Origin of the sequence: Gordonia sp. UBA7599 (assembly GCA_002477755.1) — a bacterium.
GTDB lineage: Bacteria > Actinomycetota > Actinomycetes > Mycobacteriales > Mycobacteriaceae > Gordonia.
This window is the reverse complement of sequence record DLKD01000033.1, coordinates 31,451-57,599: the sequence shown is the minus strand read 5'-3', so window position 1 is coordinate 57,599 and position 26,149 is coordinate 31,451. Positions and strand designations below refer to the sequence as shown.

Below are 26,149 nucleotides of genomic sequence, written 5' to 3'. Positions count from 1 at the left end.
CGACGATGCTCACCTTGGCGCTGTTGGGACTGGTCAGCGGGTTGATCACAGGCGTGTCGCCGTGCGTGCTGCCGATGATCCCCATCGTGTTCGTGACAGGTGGTGCCGGCGACACGACGGCCACGGCGGCTCGGGCGCAGTGGGTGCGGCCGTTGCTGATCATCGTCGGTATCGTCCTCAGCTTCGGGACCATCGCGCTGCTGGGGACCCTCGTGCTGTCGGCGCTGCACCTCCCGACCGGGCTCTTGCGCTGGACGGGGATCGCGCTGTTGGCTCTGGTCGGTCTGAGCCTGATGATCCCGCAGGTCGCGCATGTGCTGGAGCGCCCGTTTGCCCGCTTCCCGTCGTGGACGCCGGGGGAGACCGGCGGCACCTTCGGCACGCTGCTGCTGGGGATCGGACTGGGGACCCTCTATGTCCCGTGCGCGGGTCCGGTACTGGCGGCGATCTCGATCGCGGGCGCCACTGCCGAGATCGGATGGCGCACCGTGGTACTCACGATCAGCTTCGCGCTCGGCGCGGCTATCCCGTTGGCATTCTTTGCGCTGGCCGGTGCGTCGATGGCCAAGCGTCTCGCGGCGTACCGCCAGCGGCAGCGGGCGTTCCGCATCGGCGGCGGTGCCGTGCTGGTGGCGATGGCGGTGGCGATCGCCGTGGGCGCCCCGGCGACGCTGCAGCGCGTGATTCCTGGCTACACCGGCGGGGCCGAGAGGGCAATCGCGCGACAGCAGGCGATCATCGATGCCGCACGACCGGTATCGGGGACCGGTGAGATCCGGTCCTGCATCGGTGACGCGACTCGGCTCGCACACTGTGGAGCCGCACCGGAGTTCAGTGGGGCCGGCCGCTGGTTCAACACCGATGGACGGCCGCTGACCATCGCGGGGCTGCGCGGCAAGGTGGTGCTGGTCGACTTCTGGACGTACTCGTGCATCAACTGCCTGCGCGATGCGCCGTACGTGAAGAAGTGGGATGCGGCCTACCGCGCGGCCGGGCTCGTCGTTGTGGGCGTGCACACGCCCGAGTTCGCGTTCGAGCACGACCCGGGCAACGTCGCCGCCGCCATCAAGAAGGAAGGGATCGCCTACCCGGTGGTCCAGGACAACGATTTCACCGTCTGGAACGCGTACATGAACCGGTATTGGCCAGCCAAATACCTCATCGATGCGTCCGGTGCGGTGCGCGCGAGAAAGTTCGGCGAGGGAGATTACGCGACGACGGAAAACGCCCTGCGTGCGCTGTTGCGTGCCGCCAACCCCGCCGTCGATCTGCCAGCTCCGGTCACCGGCGGTGCCGACGTGCCGTCGACCGGTCCCACATCGCCCGAGATGTACCTCGGCGCCCGGCGGGGATATTCGACGTACGCGGGTGCCGGATCACTGGCCCCGGGTCGGGGCCGCGACTTCACCCCCGCACGTGTGCAACCGATTGACACGTTCAGCCTCGGCGGGCGCTTCGACGTCGACGACGAGTCCGTCACGTCGGTCTCCGATGCCCGCGTGCGGGTGAGCACGCGCGGTGCGAAGGTGTTCACCGTGCTGTCTGGCCGCGGCGCACTGACCGTGCGCGTGACCGGCGAGCAAGACCGCACCATCGCCGTCGACGGGTTGCCGCGGCTGTACACCCTGGTCGACGGTGAGTCGCACCCGCGAGTGCTGGATCTGTCCTACACCCCGGGTATCTCGGTCTATACGTTCACGTTCGGGTGAGGTGGTGTCAGAAGCCGAGGTAGTCGGCAAGCCACTCGCGAATCGCACTGAGGGCATCGGCATCGATTCGGCCGATGAACCCGTCGAACCGGTCCCGGGACACGGTGCGCAGCTGCTCGGTCATGGCGAAGCCTGCCATTCCGGGGATCTCTACGGGAACGTGATTCGGCCACTCGCGGTTGGTCATGCTGAGTGGCACGCCCAAGGCGAGGGTGTCGACGAGTTCGAGGTAGGTGGGGGAGGCGACTAGGACGAATGGGCGCCGTCCCGCCTGTTCGCGTCCGACAACGGGATCGGGACGGACCCAGTACACCTCACCGGCCTGCATTCTCCGTGCCGCCGTTCTAGTCGCGTACCGCGGCGCTGAGGGAGTCGATCTCGGCAACCTCGGCCCAGTAGTCGGGCCCGGGCGGGTTCGCGTGCATCGCATTGGCCATGGCCTGCAGTCGTTCACGGCGCCGCGCGTCCTTGACGATCTGATCGAGGTACTCACCGATGGTCTGTCCGTGCTCGCGTGCGGCGGCACTAATGCGGTCGCGCAGGGCCGTATCGACCTTGATAGTGGTGACGCTCATGATGTCACCATACTGCGGCGGTATACCAATTGGTATGCCGTCTTGGGTTCGTCCGGTGTCGTTGGAGCTTATGCCTGGCATGTTGCCCGCCCGCCGCTGGTGGTCACGGTATCTGTGGCACGCACCTCGTCGTCGACGAGGATCGTGCACCGGGCGAACGAACCGCCGGTGGTGAACGTCGCGGACAGGCGCGTCGGGGCCTGGGCGGTGTACGCCAGGGTCGACGACCAGAGGGCCGCTGATCCCAGAGACTCGGCCAGCGGAGTCTTCGCCTGCGTACGGGGGCGGCCGAGGGCGTCGAACCACGTCGATTCGCCGTTGTCACGCACGTCGGACACGAACGTGATGGTGACGCGCATACCGGCGTCGACGTTCGGCTCCGCGTCGGGCTTGGCGGTGGCAGCGGGCGTCGCGAGGGTGCCGATGAAGCAAAGGAGAAGCAGGATTGCGAGCAGTCGTTTCGTCATACCTTCTTAGACGCACGAGCGTCCCGATCGGCTCCATCGCCCCTCCCGGCGCCGGTGTGGGCAGAAACGGCGAAGCCCCGTCGAGAAGGAGATTCGACGGGGCTTCGCGGGGCTGAGTCGGTGCAGGTCAGCGCGAGAACATCAGCGCGCGCTTGACCTCCTGGATCGCCTGGGTGACCTGGATGCCGCGGGGGCACGCATCCGTGCAATTGAACGTGGTGCGGCAGCGCCAGACACCGTCGACCTCGTTGAGGATGTCGAGGCGTTCGACGGCACCCTCGTCACGGGAATCGAAGATGAAGCGGTGCGCGTTAACGATCGCAGCCGGACCGTAGTACGAGCCTTCGTTCCAATAGACCGGGCAACTCGTGGTGCAGCACGCGCAGAGGATGCACTTGGTGGTGTCGTCGAAGCGGGCTCGGTCCGTGACGGACTGGATGCGCTCCTTGGTGGGCTCGTGGCCGCTGGTCATGAGGAATGGCTTGACTGCCCGGTAGGCGTCGAAGAACGGTTCCATGTCGACGACGAGGTCCTTCTCCACCGGCAGGCCCTTGATCGGCTCGACCGTGATGGTGAGGATCTTGGACGGGTCCTTGGGGAACAGGTCCTTCATCAGCAGCTTGCAGGCGAGGCGGTTGACACCGTTGATGCGCATCGCATCCGAGCCGCACACGCCATGCGCACAACTGCGGCGGAACGTGAAGGTGCCGTCGAGGTAGCCCTTCACGTACAGCAACAGGTTGAGGAGGCGGTCGGTCTCCAGCGCGGGGACACGGAAGGTCTCGAAGCCGGCGGCGTCGGGATCCTCGGGGTTGAACCGGTAGATTTTGAGATCCACCATGCGGGCCTCGGCGGGCACCGGGGGCAATGGCGGTTCGCCCTCGACAATGGTTTCTTCGACGGTTGCAGTCATCAGTACTTGCGCTCCATCGGCTCGTAGCGGGTCTGGACCACGGGCTTGTAGTCCAGCTCGATGTCGGCAATCAGGCCGGGGCCCAACTTGTACGCCATCGTGTGCTTCATGAAGTTCTCGTCGTCGCGAGTCGGGAAGTCCTCGCGGGCGTGGCCGCCGCGGGACTCCTTGCGGTTCAGCGCACCGACAACTGTGACCTCGGCCATCTCCAGGAGGAAGCCGAGTTCGATCGCCTCGAGCAGGTCGGTGTTGAACCGCTTGCCCTTGTCGTGGACGCGGACGTGGTTGTAGCGCTGCTTGAGGGCGCGCACGTCGGAGAGCGCCTGGGTCAGCGTCTCCTCGGTGCGGAACACCGACGCGTTGTTGTCCATCGTCTGCTGCAACTCGGTGCGGATATCGGCGACGCGCTCGTTGCCGTGCTCGGACAGCACGCCGTCGAGCCACTCGTCGACCATCGCCGTCGGCTCCGGCGGCATGGCCACGAAGTCGTGGGTGTTGGCGTACTCGGCGGCGGCGATACCGGCGCGGCGGCCGAAGACGTTGATGTCCAGCAGCGAGTTGGTGCCCAGGCGGTTGGCGCCGTGCACCGAGACGCAGGCGCACTCGCCGGCGGCGTACAGGCCGTGCACGACCTCGTCGTTGTTGGCCAGCACCTGGCCCTCGACGTTGGTCGGGATGCCGCCCATCACGTAGTGACACGTCGGGTAGACCGGCACGTACTCGGTGACCGGGTCGACGCCGAGGTAGGTGCGTGCGAACTCGGTGATGTCGGGGAGCTTCTCGTTGAGGACGTCCTCGCCGAGGTGGGTCACGTCGATGTAGACGTAGTCCTTGTTGGGGCCGGCGCCGCGGCCCTCGAGGACCTCCAGCACCATCGACCGCGCGACGATGTCGCGGGGCGCGAGGTCCTTGATCGTCGGTGCGTAGCGCTCCATGAAGCGCTCACCGTCGACGTTGCGCAGGATGCCGCCCTCGCCGCGAACCGCCTCGGAGATGAGGATGCCCAGGCCGGCCAGCCCCGTCGGGTGGAACTGGTGGAACTCCATGTCCTCCAGGGGCAGGCCCTTGCGGAAGATGATGCCCATGCCGTCGCCGGTGAGCGTGTGGGCGTTCGACGTCGTCTTGTACATGCGGCCCGAGCCGCCGGTGGCGAACACGATCGACTTGGCGTGGAAGACGTGGATCTCGCCGGTGGCCAGCTCGTAGGCCACGACACCGGTGGCGACCTTCTCGCCGTCCTCGTTCTCGGTCAGCGCAATGTCGAGCGCGTAGAACTCGTTGTAGAACTCGACGTCGTGCTTGACGCAGTTTTGGTACAGCGTCTGCAGGATCATGTGGCCGGTGCGGTCGGCGGCGTAACAGGCGCGGCGGACCGGACTCTTGCCGTGGTCGCGGGTGTGACCGCCGAAGCGGCGCTGGTCGATCTTGCCCTCGGGGGTGCGGTTGAACGGCAGACCCATCTTCTCCAGGTCGATCACCGCGTCGATGGCCTCCTTGGCCATGATCTCGACGGCGTCCTGGTCGGCGAGGTAGTCACCGCCCTTGACCGTGTCGAACGTGTGCCACTCCCAGTTGTCCTCCTCGACGTTGGCCAAGGCGGCGCACATGCCGCCCTGTGCCGCGCCGGTGTGGCTGCGCGTCGGGTAGAGCTTGGTGAGAACCGCGGTCCGGGCGCGGGGCGCAGCCTCGATCGCGGCCCGCATGCCTGCGCCGCCGGCGCCGACGATGACCACGTCGTAACGGTGTTCCTGCATGGCTGGTGGGTCTCCTTATGCGGGTCGCGGTGGTCTAGCTGCCGGTGTTGAACGTCAACAGCGCGTACGTGCCGAGGACGAGGGTGAGGATCATCGAGACGGCCAGCAGGAGGTTCAGCCAGAAGCGGGTCGAATCCTTGCGGGAGTAGTCGGCGATGACTGTGCGCACGCCGTTGCCGCCGTGCAGCTGTGCGAGCCACAGCATGGTCAGGTCCCAGATCTGCCAGCCCGGGCTGGACCAGCGCTCTTTGACGAACTCGGCGCTGATGCGGTGCACGCCCGTGTCCCAGGTCAGCATGATCGCCATGTGGCCGATCACGAGGAACACCAAGATGATCCCGGAGAAGCGCATGAACAACCATGCGTACTTCTCGAAGTTGCCGCCCTTGCGCTTGCGGGGCGCACGGGGGTTGTCCAACGACGGCGGGCGGTCGTGGCTCTTGAGGAGGGTCTTCGCGGGCTGCGGAGCGGCGGTGGTCATTGTGGCGTCCCCTAGTGGAAGGCGTGGGTCAGAATGAGCTGCAGCAGGCGGATGGCGGCCGCGCCGAAGACGATGATGAACAGTCCGACGACCACCCAGAGCATCTGGCGCTGGTAGCGCGGCCCCTTGGACCAGAAGTCGATGAGGATCACGCGGACGCCGTTGAAGGCGTGGAAGAGCACGCAGAAGACGAGGGCGATCTCCATGAGGCCGATGATCGGCGTCTTGTAGGTGTTGATGATCGCGTCGTACTCCTCCGCATTGATGCGGATGACGGCCGTGTCGAGGACATGGACGAAGAGGAAGAAGAAGATCGTCACACCGGTGATCCGATGTAGGACCCACGCCCACATCCCGGGATCGCCTCGATAGACGGATACCTTGCGCACCGGAGCGGGTGCCTCAGTGGGTGTGCTCATGGCGTGATTCGGCCTCCGAACGTGGTTTCTTAGGACCAGATGAGAATGACTCTAAACCCTGCTCAGCCGTCGTGAGAAAGCGCCCGAATACTTTTCTGATCCAACTGATCGGAACTAAGGTTTGCCTTACCAATACTAACTCTGGTAAAGGGACGGAAATAGCGCGGTCACAGGCAGTTGCCCGCTGTTATCGAGGTGTTTCCAAAGAGATCAGAGTGTGGAGAATGTCTCACCCGAAATCTGTGTCACGCTCAACACATGAGCGCTGAGACGACCTCCGTCACGCCCGGCGGCCCCTCATCCGGGTCGGGCGCGCCGATCACCATCGAGAACCTCCGCCTGTCTCCGAAGGTGCTGCTGCACGATCACCTCGACGGTGGTCTGCGGCCCGCGACCATCATCGACCTGGCCCGCGAGTCCGGGTATGGGGAGCTGCCCACCGAGGACCCCGCCGAGTTGGGCCGATGGTTCGTCGACAACGCCAACGCCGGGTCGCTCGTGCGGTATTTGCGGACCTTCGGACACACCGTCGCGGTCATGCAGACCGCCGCGGCACTGCACCGCGTCGCATTCGAATGCGTGGAGGACCTTGCCGCCGACGGCGTGGTCTACGCCGAGGTCCGGTTCGCTCCCGAGCTACACCTTGAGCAGGGCCTGACCCTCGACGAGGTGATGGCTGCGGTACTGAGGGGATTCGACGACGGTCAGCGCGCTGCCGCCGCGGCCGGACGGCCGATCGTCGTCGGATGCCTGGTCACGGCGATGCGGCACGCGGCGCGGTCGACCGAGATCGCCGAGCTCGCCGTGCGGTTCCGTCGCGACGGCGTCGTCGGGTTCGACATCGCCGGGGCGGAAGTGGGCAACCCGCCGACGCGCCACCTCGATGCCTTCGACTACCTGCGCGCCCACTGCATGAGGTACACGATCCACGCCGGCGAGGCGTTCGGACTCCCATCGATCAAGGAGGCCATCGGCTATTGCGGCGCCGATCGGCTCGGGCACGGCGTGCGGGTCATCGACGACGTGGAGTTGCCGGTCGGGGCGCAGTCGTCGCAATCACTGGCCGGCGCGCGTCTGGGCGACATCGCGAACTACGTGCGCGACAAGCGGATCCCGTTGGAGTTGTGTCCGTCATCGAATGTGCAGACAGGTGCGGTAGCCGACTTGGCGTCGCATCCGTTCGACATCCTCGCGCGGCTGCGGTTCCGAGTGACGGTCAATACCGACAACCGCCTGATGGGCGATACGACGATGAGTCGCGAGTGCCTGCTGTTGGCCGAACAATTCGGTTATGGCTGGGCCGATTTCGAGCGCTTCGCGGTCAATGCGATGAAGTCGGCATTCGTCCCGTTTGACAAGCGGATGGAGCTGATCGACAACGTGATCAAGCCCGGTTTCGCCGTGCTGAAAGGTTAAGACTTGCGCTCGAGGCGGTCCTCGAAGTCGTGGACCAGCGCGCGGAACGCCTCGGACTCGTTGTCGAACGGCGGGCTCGGCGCCAAGCGCTTCGGATCAGGGTTCGTCGCGTAGTCGATGAACCAGCCCAGCGGGGTGGTCGAGCTCAGTGCCTCGCCGACCGCCTCGTCGTCGGCGTACTCGCCGGCGTCGAGGAGTAGCTCCACGGCCAGATCGAGCTGCTCGCCGTCGATCCGGCGCGGGCCGTCGGCGATGTCCTCGGCGAGGCCGGGCAGCACATAGACGTTGTCGTCGTAGACCTCGAACTCGAGGACGCCGTCGGTCGCGGCGACGCGCACGTCGTCGAAGGTGGAGACCTTCGCAAGATCGTGGTCGTCATCCTCGGCGAGGAAGCGCGTGATCGAACGGATCGACGGGAACACGAAGATCGTTCCGTCCTTGCCGAGGAACACCGGCTCGTCATCGAGGTAGCAGCGCAGCGAGAGGTACTCGCCGTCCGACGTCGTGATCTGGATCGGGTCGATCCCGACGTTGACCCAGAAGTCGTCCTCCTCGATCTCGCCCTCGATCAGCTCGGCGGCCTCGGTATCGGTGTCGTCGTCGTCGTCGTCGACGAGGGACGCGGCCGACTCGTCACCGTCGTCACCGTCGTCACCGACGAGATCGAGATCGTCGTCCTCTGGCTCGTCCTCGTCCTCGGCCGACGCAGCGGCGGCGAGCTCGGCCTCGGCGGCAGCCGCGACGGCATCGTCCACGTCGGGGGTCTCCAGCACGTCGTCGAGCGCGTCGATCACGTCGTCCCAGTGCTTGGCGATGAGCCGGCCGATGCGGACCCAGAGGTCCTGGCCGTCGCGGCCCACGAAGTTGCGGGTGCCAGCGGTGACGGCGCCCAGGATCGGGTTGCCGTTGAAGAACTTGGTGATCTTGCCCAGCTCACACACCTCGCCGAGGATGCGCACGATCTCCAGTGCGTCCTCGAGCTCGGCGATGTTCTCCGGAGTCGGATCGTCGGCCGCGAGCTCGGGGACGCCGATGAGGTCATAGGTGTGCCGCTTGTCGGGCACCAGCTCGTCGGCCTGCAGTTCGACGACCGTCGACCACGCAGGATGGTCGACGAGGTCGTGCTCGTCGTCGGTGCTGCGGATGTAGCCGACGAGGTGGGCGACGTCGTCGAATCCGTATAGGTCTTCATCGAGCCCGAGGAACGCCTCCCACTCCTCGTCGTCCTCGCGCCAGCGCGGGGCCCAGAGGGTATAGGCGTTTCCGTCGGTGAGACCCAGCTCAATGGGGACGATGTCTCCGGCCATGGGGAAAGCCTAACGAAGTCAGGTGTGCCGCAACGAACCTGGGCTGCTCCTGACACGGTCCAGGTTGCCCTCGGGCGCCGGGTACGCCCCCTACGATGAGGGGGTGTTGGCGGAGTTCACCCCTGGCCAGCGCCGGGCACTCGGCGCGATGACGGTGGTCGTCCTCCTGTTCGCGGCCTACTTTCTCCGCCACTATCTGGTCCTGATCGGCTTTGCGGCGGTGCTCGCATACCTGTTCCAGCCGATTTACCGGCGTCTTCGCGCACACATGAGCAGCGGTCTGGCGTCGACCTTGACGCTGTTGAGCGCGGTCGCGATCGTGGGGATCCCGCTGGCGGGGATCCTCACGATGGCCGGTGTGCAGATCGCCCAGATGGTCTCCAGCGTGCGGGCCTGGTTGGACAAGACAGATCTGACGGAGGTGGGGGACCGGCTTCTCAACTCGGTCAACGAATTCCTGGGCAAGGTGCCGTTCGTCCACGTCGAACCGCTGACGATGGACCGGGTGCGCGACTGGGTGTCCAACGTCGCCGAGGCATTCGGCAAGTTTGCGATGGACGCGGCCGGTGACTCGGCCAGCGGCCTGGCCACGACGTTCACGATGGCGATCATCTTCCTGTATGTCTTCCTGGCGTTGTTGACCAACGCGCAGAAGGTCGTCGACGTGTTCAAAGACCTCAATCCGCTGGGGCCGGAGGTGTCTGACATCTATCTGGCGAAGATCGGGGCGATGGTCACCGCCACGGTGCGCGGCCAGTTCGTCATCGCCTTCTGCCAGGGACTGGCGGGTGCCGTGTCGATCTATATCGGCGGCATCCACCAGGGCTTCTTCATGTTCGTCATCTTCTTGACCGTGCTGTCGGTGATCCCACTGGGCAGTGGCATCGTCACCATTCCGCTGGGCATCGGCATGGCGTTGACGGGCAACATCGCCGGTGGGGTCTTCGTGGCCCTGTTCCACGTCATCGTCATCTCGAACATCGACAACATCCTGCGTCCGCAACTGGTGCCCCGCAGCGCGCGCCTGCAGCCGGCACTCATGATGCTCGGGGTGTTCGCCGGACTGGGGATGTTCGGGTTCGCCGGGATCGTGTTCGGTCCGGTCGTGATGATCATCGTGGTGACCACCGTGAACATGTACCGGTCGGTGTACAAGGGCGTTGCCTGGGTCGACGATTTCGAGGGAAACGACTCCGACGAGCCGGAGAAGCGCCCGTGGTGGCGGCTGGTCCTCTCGCTGGGAAAGGGCAAGGCGGCGTCGACCGACGCCGAGGTCCCGTCCGACGAGTCCGGGGCGACCGAATCCGACGCCGACGCGGCAAATCCGAGCCCTGCCACGTAGTCCGATGACGTCCGCCGACGACAGCAACGCGTCCGCCCCTGACACGCTCCAGGAGGCGGCGGATCAGGAGGCGGCTGCACCCGACCCTGCGGCCCCCGCAGATCTGGGGATCGTCGAAGCCGCGCTGATGACCGCGCTCGGTGGATTCATCGACGCCTACCTGTTCCTGCACCACGGCGTGTTCGCGTTCGCACAGACCGGCAACGTCATCTTCCTGGCCGTCGCGGTGGTGCAGGAGAAGCCGTGGCTCGTGTTCTTGTGGCCCCTGTTGGCCTACCTGGCCGGAATCTCCTTGGCCCATGTGGTGCGCGCATTCGCCCCGACGCTTCCGCCGCGGGCGATCGAGGCGGTGTTCCTCGGCCAGATCGCGGTCTTCACCGTGTTGGCGCTCCTGCCCGCGGGGGCACCCGCGGCGGCCTTCGTCGTGCCGCTCGCCGTCGTCGGCGGCATCCGGCTGCAACTCTTCCGGTCTGCGGGCGGGATCACCTTCGTCAGCATCGCGACGACGGGCAACTTCATGCGGCTCGTCGACTCGATAGTCAGGGCGGTGCGCACCCCGAGCAGCGAGAACAGGCGGTTGGCTGTCTTCGCCCTGCTCATCGTCACGGGTTTCATCGTCGGTGCCTTCGCCGGTGCCGCGGCCTCCAAGGCGTTCGGCGCCCCGGCGATCTGGGGCGTCGTCGCGATCGAAACCGCCGGGTTCATCGTCTACGTCGCGTCGCGGCGTCGTGCTCGTCGGCGCGGGTTGTCCTGACCGGGACCGCCGCAACCGCTACCGGTTTTCACAATCGCTACCGTCGCAACGGTAGCGGCGATTGTCGGGGCACGTAGCTGTTGTGGCCGGATTCCACTAGCGCGGCCGATAGAAGCCCTGGAATCCCTGGTCGAGGTTGGTGGTGCGGATCGGGTTGACCTGGACGGGGTCGCCAGCCTCCACCATGAGCCCATCGCCGATGATCATGGCCACGTGCCCGTCCCACACGGCGAGGTCGCCGGGTTGGACCTGGGCCTGGTCGACGCGATAGCCGGCCTCGTCCTGGTCCTGCGCGAGGCGGGGGATCTCCAGCCCGGCCTGCCGGTATGACCACTGCGTGAACCCGCTGCAGTCGAAGCCCTGCGGCGTCGTCCCGCCCCACACGTACGGCACTCCGCGCTGGCTGAGTGCGGCTCGTACCGCCTTGGCCGCGCGGGCGTTGGGTGCGTAGACGACCCTGCCGTTGGGCAGGGTGATGGCCAGTGAGGCGTCCTTCTTGTCGTCGCCCTCGCGATGATCACCATGACGGCCGTCGCCATGGTGCCCGTCGCCGTCGCGCTGGTGGTCGACCGGCGCCGGAACCGGTTTGGGCGCGGTGTGCCGTGAATCAGCGAGCAGCTTCGCCGCGTCGGAGGCGAGCTCACCCTGCGCCTTCACGACGGTCGCGACGCCGCGCGCTACGTGGTCGATCGCGACCGGTAACAGTGCCATCAGCCCCTCGATGCTGTGGATGGCGGGACCGAGGGACGACGCAGCCTTCGCGAACGAATCGACGAGGCGGCGCACCTCGGCAGCGGCCTGACCGACTCGAGTGCTGGCGGTTTCGACGATCGACGCCGACGACGAGTTGGCGGTCGCCGACCGTTGGTGGCGCCGACTCGCCGACGAGGAGGCGCGAGCCGCGGCATCTCCGCCACGGCCGGTCCACGACCCCGACAGCGACCTTGCACCCTGCTCGGCGTCGGCCGCCGCCCGGTGCGATGCTGCCGCAGCCTTCGCCGTGTTGGGCAGTGGTCCGCCCGCCGGGAGCACACCGGTTCCCAGAGTGTTGGCGAGACCGTGCAACGGGGCGATGAGGGTGTCGGCGCTCACCGTCGAACCGTCCCAATTCGAACGGCACCGGCTTCGTCAGTGGACTCGTAAGCGTTTGCCCCGGCGCGCGCGGCGTCTGCGGTCGACGCGTGGTGGGCGGCGAGGGTGTCGAGTTCGCCCGCCGATGCGTCGAGGACGTGGGCGAGAACGCCGAGGAACTCGGCGCCGATCAGCCCGAAGGTCGGCAGCAGTGGTGCGATATCGCCGCGGAGTGACGCGGCCGCGTCGGTAGCTTGCTGGGCGCTGGCGCGGTGTTGCGCGGCGAACCGGTGGGCGGTGGGGGAGTGAAGAGTGACCGTCATGATTCTTTGGACGCACGCGGTCGCTGAACGGTTCCCCGGGTTGTCGATCCGCAAGTCGCCCCGAACCGGCTTCGGACCTAGTCGCGCCACTGCTGCAACCACGGTTCGGTGACGGTCTGACCAGGTGTCTTTATGAGCAATGCGCTCGGGCCGACCTCGTACACGGTGCTTCCGGCGCGGAACACATACGTCGAACCGCGCATCTGTGGCCAGCTCACGTCCTTGGACCGCATACCTCCGGCGTAACCGATGTAGTACAGGCCACCCGACGCCTCTGACTGGCAGATCACCACCGACGAGCGCTGCGTGCGCCCGATGAACACGGCCGGGTCGTCGACGTTGCACCGCGCCGTCTCGCTAGTGAAGCCCTGCGCGTCCGTGCCGGGGATGCGTGAGTCGTTGGCGTCGGTGGGCGGAGCCAGGGGTGGCAGCGTCGGGGTGACGGTCATGGTCTCGGTGGTTGTCGTGGTCGTCGGGATGCCGCCGTCGTCGGCCGGAGCGGTGACAGTGGCGGTGGGTGCAGCTGTGCTGCTGGCCCGCGACTTCCCATAGATCGTCGCTCCGAGAGCCGCACCGACGACGAGGAGCCCGCCGACGGCCACCGAGACGGCGATCAGCGGCAGCGTGCTGCGCGGTGGGGGAGGCGGCGGAGGGGGTGCCATCTGCGGTGCGGCGGGGGGCTGCGACTGCGGCCAGAGTGCCGCGGTGTCAGCGGACGGTTCGTCGGAGCGGAACGGTGATTCCCCGTGCGGACCCCAACCCTGCGGGTACTGCGAACTCATCGATTCATCCTCCGAATAGGTCGTTGGCGATAGCGCAGGCAAGGTCGCTGGCCCTCGTGCGCGCCGCGCGCAGATCGTCGTCGTCGGGAGAGACAACGGGGACGACCGCCTCGACGTAGGCCTTCGCTTTCGGTTCAGTGCCCGACGGGCGGACCAACGCGCGAACGCGCGCGTCGCCGTCTGCGCCGATGAACTCGACCATGTCGGTGCGCAACCCGTCGTCGCGATTGGCATAGTCGCTCATCGCGCAGTCGATCCCGCCGAGGGTTCGTCGTGGTGCGGACCGGAACAGGTTCATTGCAGCGGTGATCCCGCCGGGCGTGGCGTGCAACGACCGCCCGACGGTGACGTGGCTGCCGTGCCGCAGTGCGAGATCGTCGAGCAGGGAGGCAATTGAGGATCCTTCGCGTCGCAGCCGCGCGGCGATCTGCGCGAGGAGGACGGCTGAGCCGATGCCGTCCTTGTCGCGCACGGCGTCGGGGTCGACGCAGTAGCCGATCGCCTCCTCGTAGGCGAAGCACAGGGGTTCGCCCGCGCGGACCAACCATTTGAAGCCGGTCAGCGTCCGTATCGACCGCGCTCCGGCCGCTTCGGCGACCTGAGCGGCCAGCGTTCCTGACACGATGCTGCTGGCGACGACAGCGCCGGGTACGGCGAGTTCGTGGCAGAGGATCGCACCTGTCTCGTCGCCGGTGAGCTGGCGCCAGCCGTCGCGGTCGGGGATGGCGATGGCGCACCGGTCGGCGTCGGGGTCCAAGGCGATTGCCAGGTCGGCGTCGACGCGCTGTGCCAGTGCCAGCAGCAGGCTGGTGGCCCCGGGCTCCTCAGGGTTGGGGAAGACGACGGTGGGGAAGTCGGGGTCGGGGGCGAACTGCTCGTCGACGATGTGGACGTCGTCGAATCCGGCGTTGGCCAGCGCCTCGACCGCCAGCCGCCCGCCGACGCCGTGCATGGGGGTCAGTGCGATGCGCAGCGAGTCGTCGACGTGGTCGAACCGGGTCGCCAGCCGGTCGAGGTAGCGGGATGCCGCTGCCCAATCGTGGTCGTCGGGATCGACGGGGTAGCACGGGATCTCTGGCGGTGCGGCGGCCATCAAAGCTTCGATCCGCGCGTCGACGGGGCTGACGATCTGCGCGCCGGGCACGTCGGTGCCGATACCGCCATAGAGCTTGTAGCCGTTGTCGCCGGCCGGGTTGTGCGATGCGGTGATTTGGATGGCCGCGGCGGTGCCGAGGTCGCGGCAGGTGAATGCGACCAGCGGGGTCGGGGAGTGGCCGGGCAGTGCGACGACGTCGAATCCTGCGGCGGCGAGGACCCCCGTCGTCGTCGCGAAGAAGTCGGCCGAGCCGTGACGGGCGTCGCACCCGACGACGACGGTGCGCCGAGAACCGTTGGCGCGCAACCACTCTGCGACGGCCCACGTGGCACGTGCGACGAGTTCGACATTCATCCCGCCGGGACCGGGGCGGACCGACCCGCGCAGGCCCGCGGTGCCGAAGCGTAGGTCGTCAGAGCCCATCGGCGCTCAGAAGTCGCCGAGGAGATCGGGGATCGTCCCCTCAGGTTCGCGGATGTTGTCCTCGAGAATGTTACGCACTGGGGTGTCGGGGATCGTGTTGGCCAGTGCGAAGACGATGCCGGCTAGCAGCATCCCGACGCGGCCGCCCGCGTCACGCCCAGACTGCAGCACCTCCTCGTGGCTCAGTGGCCCTCCGGTGATGCCTGCGGCGAGATTGGTGACCAGCGAGATCCCCAGGACCTCCATACCGGCGGCGCGTGCGGCGATCGTCTCGTGCACCGTCGACATGCCGACGAGGTCGGCGCCCATCGTCGTGAGCATCGCGATCTCTGCGGGCGTCTCATACTGCGGGCCCGGCAAGCCGGCGTAGACGCCCTCGCGCAGCGTGTTGCTGACGCCGACACCGCCGTCGAGGACGTCGTTGACCCGCTGGGCGGTGCTGCGCAGCGACGGTGAGTAGGCGTCGACCATGTTGACGAACTCCGCACCGATGAGCGGCGAGCGGCCGGTCAGGTTGATCTGGTCGCTGATCAGCACGGGGGAGCGCACCGGGAGTGACCGGTTTACCGCGCCCGCCGCGTTGGTCAGGATGATGCGACGGCAGCCGGTGGCTGCGGCAGTGCGTACGGGGTGGACGACGCATGCGAGGTCGTGGCCCTCGTAGGCGTGGATCCGTCCGGCCAGGATGAGGACGCGTAGGTCGCCGACGGCGACCGAGTAGATCGACCCGCCATGCCCTTCCGCTCCCGGGGCGGTGAAACCCGGCACCCGCGACATCGGAATCGCCTCGGGCAGTGGGTCAAAGGCCTTCAGCGCCGACGACCAGCCGGAGCCCAGGACGATGGCGACGTCGTGGCGAGGCGCTCCTGTCTCGGCTGCGAGGAAGGCGGCGGCCGCCGTCGCGGCGCCGCTGGGATCAGTGCTCGGGTCCATGGGTCCACGTTAGTGAATGGGCACCGGGTGCGTTCCGCGGAACGCACCCGTCCGGCCCCTGCGCGGTGGCCTACAGTGCTACCCATGCCATTCCTGCGCGAATCCGATGATGTGTACGAGCTTTACCTGGGCACCGAGGGCGTCGAGCTCGACGAGGCCAATCCGGAGAACCGATTCAACCTCGGGTGGATCGACACGGTGAACGCCCTGCTCGACGAGGTTGCCACCGCCGGCTCGTCGTCGAAGAAGGGCCTGGTGATCACCGCCACCGGCAAGTTCTTCAGCAATGGCCTCGATACCGACTACGTCTTCGCCAACGGTGACAAGCTGCCCGGATACCTCGACTCGGTGCACGACATCTACACCAAGGTCCTGACGCTGCCCGTGGCGACCGTCGCGGCCGTCAACGGCCACGCCTTCGGCGCTGGCGCGATGCTCGCGCTGTGCGCCGACTACCGGATCCAGCGTGCCGACCGCGGCTTCTGGTCGCTGCCCGAGGCGGCGCTGAACATGCCGTTTACCGCCGGGATGGCCGCGCTCGTCCGCACGCGGCTCACCGATGCGGCCGCCACCGAGGCGATGCTGACATCGCGTCGCTATGGCGCTGACGACGCGGCTGCCGCGGGGATCGTCGAAGAACCCGTCCCGGCCGACGACCTGCTCGCGCGGGCGCGTGCGGTTGCTGCCGAGCGCGCTGCGGCCGGTGCGGGCGCCAATCTCGCGATCATCAAGAGGGGCCTGCGCGCGCCGCTGCTGGAGCAGCTGGCGATCACGACGCCGACCTCGCTGCTCTGACGGACTACAGCTCGATGCCGTCGGCGTCTGCGCCGGGGCCAGGGCCGACGTTGCGCGCCGGATGCAGACGCAGCGACTGCACGTAATCGTCGGGGGCGCCGGCCTTCTCGGCTGCATCGGACATGACCCCGAGGTAGCGCGCCGACGGCAGGCCGCCTTCGAAGCCGTCGACGACGTAGAGCCAGGCAAGAGCAGGTCCGTCGGTGGTTTCGATGCGTGCCCGCAGCTTGCGGTGCAGCCCCAGCTCGGAGCCCTCCCAGCGGTCCATCGTGTGGACGTCCTCGTCGGAGACGTCGTAGAGGACGACGAAGACGCGGGCATCGGGGTTGTCGCGGTCTTCGACCACCGTCGCCAGGGAGCCCTCCCAGCCGATGTCCTCGCCGGCGAACGTCAGGCGCCAGCCGACCAGCCAACCCGTCGCCGACAACGGGGAGTGGGGCGCCCGCATCGCCATCTGCTCGGGATCCAGGTTCGAGCCATATGCGGCGTACAGCGCCACGGACATCTCCTCGGGGGCCGGGTGTGACAACAAAGCAGCGAGATAAGAGTAGCGCCGGGGCGACGCGTGCGTGGCACCGGTGAGTCCCGGTGTGGCGATGCGGCGCGAACCGTCGCGGTGTGCGACAGAATGGCACAAAGTGCCGGGCATTCAGCCAACTTCCCGGGAGTCAGGAGCGCGCAGTGACCAAGATCGTGATCATCGGAGGCGGGCCCGCGGGGTATGAGGCGGCCCTGTCCGCCGCCGCGTACGGGTCTGACATCACCATCGTCGACGCCGACGGGATCGGTGGGGCCTGCGTGCTTTACGACTGCGTGCCGTCGAAGACGTTCATCGCCTCGACCGGTGTCCGCACCGATGCCCGTCGGGCCACGGATCTGGGAATCGAGCTGCACATCGACAGCGCCGTCGTCGAACTGCCGCAGATCCACAAACGCGTCAAAGACCTCGCGTACGCGCAGTCGGCTGACATCAAGGCCCGGTTGATGAGCGAGGGCGTGCGGTTGATCGCCGGTGTCGGGGAGCTGGCCGATCCCGTGCTCGGGTCGGCCACCCACAAAGTCCTTGCCAAGTGCGCCGACGGCACGGAGGAAGTGCTCGACGCCGACGTCGTACTGATCGCGACCGGTGCCCGCCCACGCATCCTGCCCGACGCGCAGCCAGACGGTGAGCGGATCCTCACCTGGCGCCAGCTCTACGACCTCGACGAGCTGCCGACGCATCTCGTCGTCGTCGGGTCCGGTGTCACCGGCGCCGAGTTCGTCCACGCCTACACCGAACTGGGCGTCAAGGTGACCCTGGTGTCCAGCCGCGACAGGGTGCTGCCCGGTGAGGACGAGGATGCGGCCCTGGTGCTGGAGGACGCGCTGGCCGAACGCGGCGTGACGCTGGTGAAGAATGCGCGTGCCGACAAGGTCACCCGCGACGGCGACGAGGTGACGGTTTTCCTCGCCGACGGTCAGACGGTGACCGGATCACACGTGCTGATGACGGTCGGCTCGATTCCCAACACGAACAAATGTGGGCTCGAAGCCGCGGGTGTCGCGACGGACAAGGGCGGCTACATCACCGTCGACCGGGTTTCGCGCACGTCGGTCCCGGGCATCTATGCCGCCGGTGACTGCACCGGGTTGTTCCCGCTGGCCTCGGTCGCCGCGATGCAGGGACGCATCGCGATGTACCACGCGCTGGGCGAGGGAGTCCTGCCGATTCGGCTGAAGACGGTCGCGTCGGCGATCTTCACCCGGCCGGAGATCGCGACCGTCGGCGTCTCACAGAACGCGATCGATTCCGGCGAATACCCGGCGCGCACCGTGATGCTGCCGCTGGCCACCAACGCCCGCGCGAAGATGAGCGGGCTGCGACGCGGTTTTGTGAAGATCTTCTGCCGCCCGCAGACCGGCGTCGTGATCGGTGGGGTGGTCGTGGCGCCGGTCGCCTCCGAGCTGATCCTGCCGATCGCGCTTGCCGTGCAGAACAAGCTCACCGTCGGCGATCTCGCTCAGACGTTGTCGGTGTACCCGTCGCTCTCGGGGTCGGTGATCGAGGCGGCGCGCCAGCTGGTCCGCCACGACGACCTGGACTGACCCGGCTGGATCCTGTGCCGTTTCGTCAACCCAGCATCGATTGACGCTGGGTTGACGAAACGGCGGGGGTTCAGGCGGTTTCGTCGATACCGAGGTCGACGAGGAGTTCGGCCGCGTGGCGTTCCAATTCGGAGCGGACCGTCGTGAGGTCGGTGCCGGCGGGAACGCGGACGTCGAAGTTCGCCTCGAAGAGCAGGCCGCCCGACATCGGTGCCTCGCGAGTGCCGGTGGTCATTGACTCGATGCTGAGCCCGTTGGCGCTGAGCACCGTCGACAGTTCGCGGACGATGCCGGGATGGTCGTTGCCCAGGACCCCGATGGTGAGGTGGGTGAACGTCTCGGCGTCGGGCGTTTCGTCGGTGCCGGTGTGGACGGAGACGTCGAGGTCGGGCAGGGCACGGGCGGCGCCGAGCAGGCCGTCGGCCTTGTCAGCGGTGACGCTGACGACGATGATTCCGGCGAACTTGCCCTCCAAGCGCGCCAACTGGCTGCGCTCCCAGTTGCCGCCGTGGGTCGCGACGGTGTCGGCGAGGGCGGAGACGATGCCGGGTCGGTCGTCGCCGATGATGGTCAACACAAGATGCTGCACAGGCGAATGGTAGCGCCCGGCACCGTCGGATTGTGGCGATGCCGGGCGCGGTCGTGGAGCGCAGGTCGGGGGCGGGCCCGGATCGGCGGTCGGGACCCGGCCGACGCCGTCTGTGTCCGCGGGTTCAGTCGTCGGCGAGGAGCTCGTCGATCTGGTTGATCGCCGACGTGGCGCCCTCGATCATGCCCATCTCGAGGACCTGGGCCAGGCCCTCCTCGCTCGCGTAGACGGCGGTGTACTCGGCGCGGGTGCCGTCGCCGTCGGGGATGAAGCGGTACTCGTTCTTCGAGACCGGCAGATCGAGGTTGCGGGCGAAGTCCTCGGCGTTGAGGGCGAAGCCGTCCTCGAACTCGAAGGCCTTCTCCTCGTCGACGGAAGTGATGTCCCAGAAACCGCCGAACTTATCGCCCTCCGGGCTGGTCATGAAGTAGTGCATGGTGCCGCCGGGGTAGAGCTCGTGGCGGACGAACGTTGCCGGGTAGGTGGGCGGGCCCCAGATCTTCTCCAACTGGCGTGGATCGGCGTAGACCTGCCAGACCCGCGCGACGGGCGCGTTGAAGTGTGCGGTCATGCGCAGGGTGCGGTTGTCGGGGTCCTTGGTGACGTCGATGATCGGCATCGTCTTGCTCCTTTGATTGGTTGGTTCGGGTGATTGGTTGGTTCGGGCGGTCGTCGGTGCTCAGGCCCCGTCCGGGGAGTGGGTCCGTTGCGCCGGGGATGGATTACTACTCGTCACTGTCAGCGTCCGTGGGGGTTGTCAGGTCGGCCGCGAGCAGATCGTCGATGCGCGAGATGCGCCCGCGCCAGATCTGTTCCAGTTCGTCCAGCAGCGCGCTGACCGACCGGACTGCGGTGACTTCTCCCGACGCAAGTGCCTCCCGGCCGGCGCGTCGTTTTGTGACCAGACCGGCCCGCTCGAGCACCGCGACGTGCTTCTGCACGGCCGCGAAACTCATGTCGTAGTGCGAGGCGAGTGTGCTCACCGAGTACTCGCCGGCCAACGAGCGTCGCAGGATGTCGCGACGAGTCCGGTCGGCGAGTGCGTGGAACAGTGCGTCGACCTGCTCGTCGGAGAGGTCGAGGCGTTCTGCGGTGGTGGTCACGGAGCTATCATACAACCAAGCGGTTGTACGTTGTCAAGGGTTGGGTCACAACGGCTACCAGTCCCGACAATCGCTACGGTTGCTTCCGTAGCTGTTTTTGGGACTGGTAGCGGTTGTGGTGGTTGGGGCGTCGCCGATGAGTCGCAGGCCCGCGAGAGGCGCACTACTCCGGAATGCGCGCGATCGTGGCGCGCGTGAAAGCGATTGCGCGAGCGCAGATTTCAGAGCTTGGGCGTGTCGGAACCCGGTTGTAATTGACGATTGTGTTCACACCGGATTGCCCGCTCTGGACACGCGCGACGCAGGTACCGGGACCCATCGTGAATACGCCGACGCGTCGGCCATCGATCGCCTCGTTCGGTAGCCAGCCGAAAAGGTGGTTGAAGCGCCGATATGCATCGAGGCTGGGACTGTTACCAACTATCTGTGAAAGGCCCCAGACGGAGCCGTGTTTCCTGTCGAGCCAATCGCAGCCGCGTGCGGTTTGATTGTCGACGGTGGCAGCGTCGCGCCGTGACAACCAGTCCCAACCGAGTGTGTCTACGGCCGCCCGGTTCTCCTGGGTACACGGTTCGTAAGTCGTCCCGTCGTTGCCAGGGTTTAGGCGGTGGGGAAATGCGCCCGGGTGATCCGCCGCAGTGCGCGGATCTACGACCGCGGCTTGCCGTTGTGGCTCAGCCGATCCCGAGGTCGTGCACGCCACAATAGCCGCCATCAGACCGACGATGCTGAGCATCGCCAGTGTCACGCCAGACGTTCCGGCCCGTCTACCCGCCAAGAGTCAGGCCTCCAGCGAGATCTTGTCCGACGAAAGTTTGTGGGGTCTTGGCGCAACTGCCAGCCAACCCCGCCATGGCAGTGGTCTGCTTTGCCAGGACTGAAGCCCAGCTGGCCGGTCCAGTCGAGAGTGAATTCGTCAGATCGCTGTAGACCGGCGGAGCTTCGACGCACGAATTGCCCATGTAGTTCGAGGACAGAAGCTTCGAGGCGACCATCCTGCACGCATCCAACTCCTCCGCCGCCCACCTGGCGACCTTGGCGCGTTCCTCCCAGGCGTCGTCGTCGCTGCGGAATGGCGGTGGGCTCACGGGACCTCCGGTCGGATCGGTGGACTAGGTGTGACAGGTCGGGTGCCTAAAACATCCTCTCCATACTTGGACGCAGCGCGAGGCCGTTCGGTTCCATCGAGACTTGAGCCTCACTCACAACAACTACGGATCCCGACAACCGCTACGGTTGCGACGGTAGCTGTTGTGGGGATGCGTAGCGGTTGTGGCCAGAGGGTCGACGGAACCGTCGCAACCTCCGGTGCGTCTAAGTAGATATGGCTCCAGGGGGACGGACGCCGTGGGCGTCGTATGAGGTGTCGGCGGTCGCGGATATGGCGGAATCGATGGGCGCTGAGCAGGCACGGGCCGATGTCGCCGCCCTGTTCGCGGCCATTGAGCGCGCTCAGGCGGCGGCGCAACGGGTGGAGGCGGTGTTCCTTGCGACGTCGGGGTCGTTGAAGGGACAGGCGGCGACAAAGGGGACGCAGCAGGCCACGGCCATCGCCAACGACATCTCGCGGGCGGCGCGAGTCGCGGAATCGGTGGGGGTGAATCTGCGCGGGGTGGCGAACACGCTGTCGGCGACCAAGGCGAAGGCACCGGTGTTGCGGGCGGCGGCAGCGGAGATGGCGAAGTCGGATCTGACGGCCGATGAGACGGCGCAGGTACGTGCGACGGTCGCCGCAGCGATGAATCAGGTGTACAGCGATCCGATGCTGGACTCGGCGATTCCGCTGGGCATTGAGGCGGCGGTCCCGACCGGCTATGACAACGCGGGCGTGGTGCCGACCGACGCGGGCGGGCCTCGGCGCGACAACGATTCGTCGCTTTTCAACGGCCTCGGCTCGGGCCTGGCGCCAGGGTCGTCGGGGTCGCCCGGATCGCCGTCGAGCCGGACGATGCCGACGAGTACCACCTCACCGTCGGCGACGGGCGGCGTGGCGCCTGCGGGAGCGTCGGACACGGCGAAGAATCCCGGCGGCACCAGCTCCAGCGGGCCGGCCACAACCAACACACCGAAAGACAGGATCAACGGCGACCAGCCCGGCCCCTCGACACAAGGTCCCGGCAACCCCGCACTCCTCGGCGGTCCACGACCGGGCCTTGGGCAGCCACGACCCGCAAGCCCGGGGCCCGGGCTATCGGGAACGCGCGGAACGCCGGGGATCACCACCGGCCCCGGAACACCGAAACCACCGCTGACTACGCCGCGACTGGGGATGACGACGACCGGCGGACCGCCAGCGCCTACAGCGCCGCTGCGCCCTACGACGGGGTCGGGTATGCGGGGCGGCATGCCGTTCGTGCCGCGTGCAACCCGATCAGAGGACGCCGACGACCGTCGTGCCGCGGATTATCTGCACGTGCGGGAGAATGCCGATGAGGTCGTCGGCGAACTGCCGCTTGTCGGACCGCCGGTCCTCGGTGAACCAGACCCGCCGCCCGAACCGGGAGCGATGGCGAAGTAGCCGGAATCAGGCCAGATCGAGACTGTGCTCGACCGCCCTGTTCCATTCGGCGTAGAGGCGGGCGCGTTCGTCGTCGGGCATCCCCGGATCCCACTGCTTGTCCTGGGCCCAATTGGCGTGGATGTCGTCGGCGCTGCGCCAATAGCCGACGGCGAGACCAGCGGCGTAAGCCGCGCCCAGGGCGGTCGTCTCGTTGACGACCGGCCGGATCACCGGCACGCCCAACACATCGGCCTGGAATTGCATGAGCAGGTCGTTCACGACCATCCCGCCGTCGACTTTCAGCGTCGTCAGCCGCACTCCCGAGTCGGCTTCCATCGCCTCGATGACCTCGCGCGTCTGATAGGCACTCGCCTCCAACGCGGCCCGAGCCAGATGTCCGCGGTTGATGAAGCGCGTGAGGCCGACGATGACGCCGCGCGCGTCGGGCCGCCAGCGCGGCGCGAACAGTCCGGAGAATGCGGGCACGATGTAGGCGCCGCCGTTGTCGTCGACGGATTTGGCCAACTCCTCGACCTCCGCGGCCGACGAGATCATCCCAAGGTTGTCGCGCAGCCACTGGATGAGCGATCCGGTCACCGCGATCGAACCCTCCAGCGCGTAGCACGCGGGCGCGCCGCCAATCTGGTAGCAGACGGTGGTGAGCAATCCGTGCTCGGAGAACACCGGCTCGGTCCCCGTGTTGAGCAGCAGGAAGTTGCCGGTGCCGTACGTGTTCTTCGCCTGGCCGGGCGCCAAGCACGCCTGCCCGAAGGTTGCGGCCTGTTGATCACCGAGGATTCCCGCCAGCGGCACGCCCTCCGGCGCGCCGGGGGAGCGAAGCTCGCCGTAGACCTCGGAGCTGCTGCGGATCTGCGGCAGCATCGAGCGCGGAATACCGAAGTCGGAACAGATCTGTTCGTCCCACTGCAGCGTCCGCAGGTCCATGAGCATCGTGCGCGACGCATTGGTGACGTCGGTGATGTGGAGTCCGCCGTTGACGCCGCCGGTCATGTTCCAGGCGAGCCACGAGTCGATTGTCCCGAAGCACAGGTCCCCGGCCTCGGCACGCTCGCGCACCCCGTCGACGTTCTCCAGCAGCCACACCAATTTCGGTCCGGCGAAGTACGTGGACAACGGCAGTCCGGTCCGCGCCCGATACCGGTCGGGACCGTCGTCGCCGGCCAGGCGCTCGCACAGTGCTGCGGTTCGGGTGTCCTGCCAGACGATCGCGTTGTACACGGGGACGCCGGTACGACGGTCCCATACGACGGTGGTCTCGCGCTGATTGGTGATGCCGCAGGCCATCACATCGTCGGGCTTGACCTCCGCCGACGCCATCGCCGCCGCGGTTACGCGGCGCACATTGCGCCAGATTTCTTCCGCGTCGTGCTCCACCCATCCGGGTTTCGGGAAGATCTGCGCATGCTCGATCTGCTCGGATCCGACGGGACGCCCGCGGTGGTCGAACAGAATCGCGCGCGACGACGTCGTTCCCTGGTCGATGGACAGGACATATCCACTGCTTCTCGCCACGCCCGCCATCTTCGCACGCGGTAGGCTCAGCAATCGTGAATACCGAGTGGGAGGGCGATGGACCGGCGGCGTTGAGCCCCGAGTACCACGCTCGCGCGTGGGAGCGGCTGGGCAGCGAGCAGTTTGACGTCGTCGTCGTGGGTGGCGGTGTCGTCGGTGTCGGCGCGGCGCTCGACGCTGCGACACGTGGCCTGCGGGTGGCGCTGGTCGAGGCCCGCGACATCGCGTCGGGGACGTCGAGCCGGTCGTCGAAGATGTTCCACGGCGGCTTGCGCTACCTCGAACAGCTGGAGTTCGGCCTGGTCCGCGAGGCGCTACGCGAACGCGAATTGTCGTTGCGCCTTCTCGCCCCGCACCTGGTCCGGCCCCTGCCGTTCCTCTTCCCACTGACCAAGCGACTCTGGGAGCGGCCGTACGTGTCGGCTGGTCTGTTCCTCTACGACCGCATGGGCGGCGCGAAGTCGGTCCCCGGCCAGAGCCAGGTCACGCGGTCGGGGGCCTTGCGGGTCGCGCCGGCGCTCAAGCGCAACTCGTTGATCGGCGGGATCCGCTACTACGACACCGTCGTCGACGACGCTCGGCACAGCCTCACCGTCGCGCGTACCGCGGCCCACTACGGCGCGGTCATCCGGACGTCGACGCAGGTCGTCGGCTTTCTCCGCGAGGCCGACCGGGTGATGGGGGTGCGCGTGCGCGACTCCGACACCGGTGCGATCACCGAGGTCCGCGCGCATTGCGTCATCAACGCCGCGGGTGTGTGGACCGACGAGGTGCAGGCACTGTCGAAGGAGCGGGGCCACTTCAAGGTCCGGGCGTCGAAGGGTGTGCACATCGTCGTGCCGCGCGACCGGATCGTCAGCGAGACGGCCATCATCCTGCGCACCGCGAACTCCGTGCTGTTCGTCATCCCGTGGGAGACGCACTGGATCATCGGTACCACCGACACCGACTGGAACCTCGATCTCGCCCACCCCGCGGCAACCCACAAGGACATCGACTACATCCTCGACCGCGTCAACGAGGTGTTGGTGTCACCGCTGACCCACGACGACATCGAGGGCGTCTACGCCGGGTTGCGTCCGCTGCTTGCGGGTGAGGATGAGGGCACGTCGACGCTGTCGCGCGAGCACGCCGTCGCCGTCGTCGCGCCGGGCCTCATCTCGATTGCGGGCGGCAAGTACACCACCTATCGCGTGATGGGTGCCGACGCGGTGGATGCGTGCAACGACTTCATCCCGACAAGGGTCGCGCCGTCGATCACCGAGCGCGTCCCGCTGCTGGGGGCCGACGGATACTTCGCGCTGATCAACCAGTGCGACTTCCTGGGGAAGCGCTTCGGGCTGCACCCGTACCGCGTGCGCCGGCTGCTCAACCGCTACGGATCGCTGATCGACGACGTTCTGCGCCTGGCCGACGACGACCCGACGCTGCTGGAGCCGTTGGCGGCTGCACCGCAATACCTGCGCGTCGAGATCGTGTACGCGGTGCGCAACGAGGCGGCCCTGCACCTGGAGGACCTGCTGGCCCGGCGGACGCGCATCTCGATCGAGTACTCGCACCGCGGCGTGGGTTGTGCGACCGAGGTCGCCGATCTCATCGCACCCATCCTTGGATGGACCCAGAAAAAGAAGGCCTTCGAAGTGGCCAACTATGTCGCCCGCGTCGAGGCGGAGATCGCGTCGCAACAGCAGCCCGACGACGAGTCGGCTGACGCGTTGCGGGCCGCTGCGCCGGAGTCGCGAACGGAGATCCTGGAGCCGGTTCCGGTCCCCGAATAGG

The 26,149-nt window shown here is 67.2% G+C and carries 27 protein-coding genes; 8 read left to right on the top strand and 19 right to left on the bottom strand.

What is annotated here, in order from left to right:
* Nucleotides 1-5 precede the first annotated feature (5 nt).
* Nucleotides 6-1,709, top strand: coding sequence for a cytochrome c biogenesis protein DipZ (locus B4L26_RS03740; protein WP_290715997.1), 1,704 nt, complete (start codon nt 6-8; stop codon nt 1,707-1,709).
* Between the two features lie 7 nt (nt 1,710-1,716).
* Here B4L26_RS03740 and B4L26_RS03735 read toward each other — a convergent pair whose 3' ends face one another.
* The 7 genes from B4L26_RS03735 to sdhC form a co-directional block, all read right to left on the bottom strand.
* Nucleotides 1,717-2,037 carry a type II toxin-antitoxin system PemK/MazF family toxin gene (locus B4L26_RS03735; protein WP_290715995.1) on the bottom strand — a complete coding sequence of 107 codons (321 nt, stop codon included), beginning with the start codon at nt 2,035-2,037 and terminating at the stop codon, nt 1,717-1,719.
* A 16-nt stretch (nt 2,038-2,053) separates the two neighbouring features.
* Complete coding sequence (locus tag B4L26_RS03730) at nt 2,054-2,284, bottom strand: hypothetical protein (RefSeq protein ID WP_290715993.1); 231 nt, start codon at nt 2,282-2,284, stop codon at nt 2,054-2,056.
* 68 nt (nt 2,285-2,352) lie between these two features.
* A complete protein-coding gene (locus tag B4L26_RS03725; protein ID WP_290715991.1) occupies nt 2,353-2,751 on the bottom strand; it encodes a hypothetical protein in 399 nt (132 codons plus the stop codon).
* Between the two features lie 127 nt (nt 2,752-2,878).
* Nucleotides 2,879-3,664, bottom strand: coding sequence for a succinate dehydrogenase iron-sulfur subunit (locus B4L26_RS03720; RefSeq protein ID WP_290715988.1), 786 nt, complete (start codon nt 3,662-3,664; stop codon nt 2,879-2,881).
* Nucleotides 3,664-5,418 (bottom strand): succinate dehydrogenase flavoprotein subunit, encoded by a 1,755-nt coding sequence (sdhA, locus tag B4L26_RS03715; RefSeq protein ID WP_290715985.1) that lies wholly within the window; start codon nt 5,416-5,418, stop codon nt 3,664-3,666. Before sdhA ends, B4L26_RS03720 begins: the two co-directional genes overlap by 1 nt.
* Before the next feature lie 34 nt (nt 5,419-5,452).
* Complete coding sequence (locus B4L26_RS03710) at nt 5,453-5,899, bottom strand: succinate dehydrogenase hydrophobic membrane anchor subunit (RefSeq protein ID WP_290715983.1); 447 nt, start codon at nt 5,897-5,899, stop codon at nt 5,453-5,455.
* 11 nt (nt 5,900-5,910) lie between these two features.
* Nucleotides 5,911-6,318 (bottom strand): succinate dehydrogenase, cytochrome b556 subunit, encoded by a 408-nt coding sequence (gene sdhC / locus B4L26_RS03705; protein WP_290715980.1) that lies wholly within the window; start codon nt 6,316-6,318, stop codon nt 5,911-5,913.
* 258 nt (nt 6,319-6,576) lie between these two features.
* Here sdhC and B4L26_RS03700 point away from each other — a divergent pair, with 258 nt between their 5' ends.
* Nucleotides 6,577-7,734, top strand: coding sequence for an adenosine deaminase (locus B4L26_RS03700; protein WP_290715978.1), 1,158 nt, complete (start codon nt 6,577-6,579; stop codon nt 7,732-7,734).
* Here the strand turns inward: B4L26_RS03700 and B4L26_RS03695 are convergent.
* On the bottom strand, nt 7,731-9,041 hold the full coding sequence (locus tag B4L26_RS03695; RefSeq protein WP_290715977.1) for a primosomal protein: 1,311 nt from the start codon (nt 9,039-9,041) through the stop codon (nt 7,731-7,733). The genes B4L26_RS03700 and B4L26_RS03695 overlap by 4 nt on opposite strands.
* A gap of 103 nt (nt 9,042-9,144) precedes the next feature.
* On the opposite strand from B4L26_RS03695, the gene B4L26_RS03690 reads away from it, so the two are divergent.
* Both B4L26_RS03690 and B4L26_RS03685 read left to right on the top strand, forming a co-directional pair.
* Nucleotides 9,145-10,383: an AI-2E family transporter gene (locus tag B4L26_RS03690; protein ID WP_290715974.1), complete on the top strand. Its 1,239-nt coding sequence runs from the start codon at nt 9,145-9,147 to the stop codon at nt 10,381-10,383.
* A gap of 4 nt (nt 10,384-10,387) precedes the next feature.
* Complete coding sequence (locus B4L26_RS03685) at nt 10,388-11,137, top strand: YoaK family protein (protein ID WP_290715973.1); 750 nt, start codon at nt 10,388-10,390, stop codon at nt 11,135-11,137.
* Between the two features lie 96 nt (nt 11,138-11,233).
* Here B4L26_RS03685 and B4L26_RS03680 read toward each other — a convergent pair whose 3' ends face one another.
* From B4L26_RS03680 to B4L26_RS03660, 5 genes are all read right to left on the bottom strand, one after another.
* Nucleotides 11,234-12,229 (bottom strand): C40 family peptidase, encoded by a 996-nt coding sequence (locus tag B4L26_RS03680; RefSeq protein WP_290715971.1) that lies wholly within the window; start codon nt 12,227-12,229, stop codon nt 11,234-11,236.
* Nucleotides 12,226-12,531 (bottom strand): type VII secretion target, encoded by a 306-nt coding sequence (locus B4L26_RS03675; protein ID WP_290715969.1) that lies wholly within the window; start codon nt 12,529-12,531, stop codon nt 12,226-12,228. Before B4L26_RS03675 ends, B4L26_RS03680 begins: the two co-directional genes overlap by 4 nt.
* 77 nt (nt 12,532-12,608) lie before the next feature.
* Entirely contained in the window at nt 12,609-13,313 is a 705-nt protein-coding gene (locus tag B4L26_RS03670; protein ID WP_290715967.1) for a hypothetical protein, read from the bottom strand.
* Nucleotides 13,314-13,317: 4 nt separating this feature from the next.
* Nucleotides 13,318-14,832, bottom strand: coding sequence for a phospho-sugar mutase (locus B4L26_RS03665; protein WP_290715964.1), 1,515 nt, complete (start codon nt 14,830-14,832; stop codon nt 13,318-13,320).
* 6 nt (nt 14,833-14,838) lie between these two features.
* Nucleotides 14,839-15,765, bottom strand: a complete 927-nt coding sequence (locus B4L26_RS03660) for a purine-nucleoside phosphorylase (RefSeq protein WP_290715961.1) — start codon at nt 15,763-15,765, stop codon at nt 14,839-14,841.
* A gap of 84 nt (nt 15,766-15,849) precedes the next feature.
* Here B4L26_RS03660 and B4L26_RS03655 point away from each other — a divergent pair, with 84 nt between their 5' ends.
* On the top strand, nt 15,850-16,560 hold the full coding sequence (locus tag B4L26_RS03655; RefSeq protein WP_290715959.1) for an enoyl-CoA hydratase/isomerase family protein: 711 nt from the start codon (nt 15,850-15,852) through the stop codon (nt 16,558-16,560).
* A 4-nt stretch (nt 16,561-16,564) separates the two neighbouring features.
* Here B4L26_RS03655 and B4L26_RS03650 read toward each other — a convergent pair whose 3' ends face one another.
* The gene (locus B4L26_RS03650) at nt 16,565-17,059 is read right to left on the bottom strand and encodes a gamma-glutamylcyclotransferase (RefSeq protein WP_290715957.1); all 495 of its coding nucleotides are present in this window, start codon (nt 17,057-17,059) and stop codon (nt 16,565-16,567) included.
* Nucleotides 17,060-17,241: 182 nt separating this feature from the next.
* Here B4L26_RS03650 and B4L26_RS03645 point away from each other — a divergent pair, with 182 nt between their 5' ends.
* Nucleotides 17,242-18,645 (top strand): NAD(P)H-quinone dehydrogenase, encoded by a 1,404-nt coding sequence (locus B4L26_RS03645; RefSeq protein WP_290715954.1) that lies wholly within the window; start codon nt 17,242-17,244, stop codon nt 18,643-18,645.
* Nucleotides 18,646-18,715: 70 nt separating this feature from the next.
* Here the strand turns inward: B4L26_RS03645 and B4L26_RS03640 are convergent, their stop codons facing one another.
* The 4 genes from B4L26_RS03640 to B4L26_RS19070 form a co-directional block, all read right to left on the bottom strand.
* Nucleotides 18,716-19,234, bottom strand: a complete 519-nt coding sequence (locus B4L26_RS03640; protein WP_290715952.1) for a glycine cleavage system protein R — start codon at nt 19,232-19,234, stop codon at nt 18,716-18,718.
* Nucleotides 19,235-19,358: 124 nt separating this feature from the next.
* On the bottom strand, nt 19,359-19,853 hold the full coding sequence (locus B4L26_RS03635; protein WP_290715949.1) for an SRPBCC family protein: 495 nt from the start codon (nt 19,851-19,853) through the stop codon (nt 19,359-19,361).
* A 106-nt stretch (nt 19,854-19,959) separates the two neighbouring features.
* On the bottom strand, nt 19,960-20,337 hold the full coding sequence (locus B4L26_RS03630; protein WP_290715947.1) for an ArsR/SmtB family transcription factor: 378 nt from the start codon (nt 20,335-20,337) through the stop codon (nt 19,960-19,962).
* 163 nt (nt 20,338-20,500) lie between these two features.
* Nucleotides 20,501-21,052 carry a DUF3558 family protein gene (locus tag B4L26_RS19070; RefSeq protein ID WP_366915359.1) on the bottom strand — a complete coding sequence of 184 codons (552 nt, stop codon included), beginning with the start codon at nt 21,050-21,052 and terminating at the stop codon, nt 20,501-20,503.
* A gap of 678 nt (nt 21,053-21,730) precedes the next feature.
* Here B4L26_RS19070 and B4L26_RS03625 point away from each other — a divergent pair.
* The gene (locus tag B4L26_RS03625; protein WP_290715945.1) at nt 21,731-22,855 is read left to right on the top strand and encodes a hypothetical protein; all 1,125 of its coding nucleotides are present in this window, start codon (nt 21,731-21,733) and stop codon (nt 22,853-22,855) included.
* A gap of 6 nt (nt 22,856-22,861) precedes the next feature.
* Here the strand turns inward: B4L26_RS03625 and glpK are convergent, their stop codons facing one another.
* A complete protein-coding gene (gene glpK / locus B4L26_RS03620; protein WP_290715942.1) occupies nt 22,862-24,379 on the bottom strand; it encodes a glycerol kinase GlpK in 1,518 nt (505 codons plus the stop codon).
* Between the two features lie 26 nt (nt 24,380-24,405).
* On the opposite strand from glpK, the gene glpD reads away from it, so the two are divergent.
* Nucleotides 24,406-26,148 carry a glycerol-3-phosphate dehydrogenase gene (glpD, locus tag B4L26_RS03615; RefSeq protein WP_290715940.1) on the top strand — a complete coding sequence of 581 codons (1,743 nt, stop codon included), beginning with the start codon at nt 24,406-24,408 and terminating at the stop codon, nt 26,146-26,148.
* Nucleotide 26,149 lies beyond the last annotated feature (1 nt).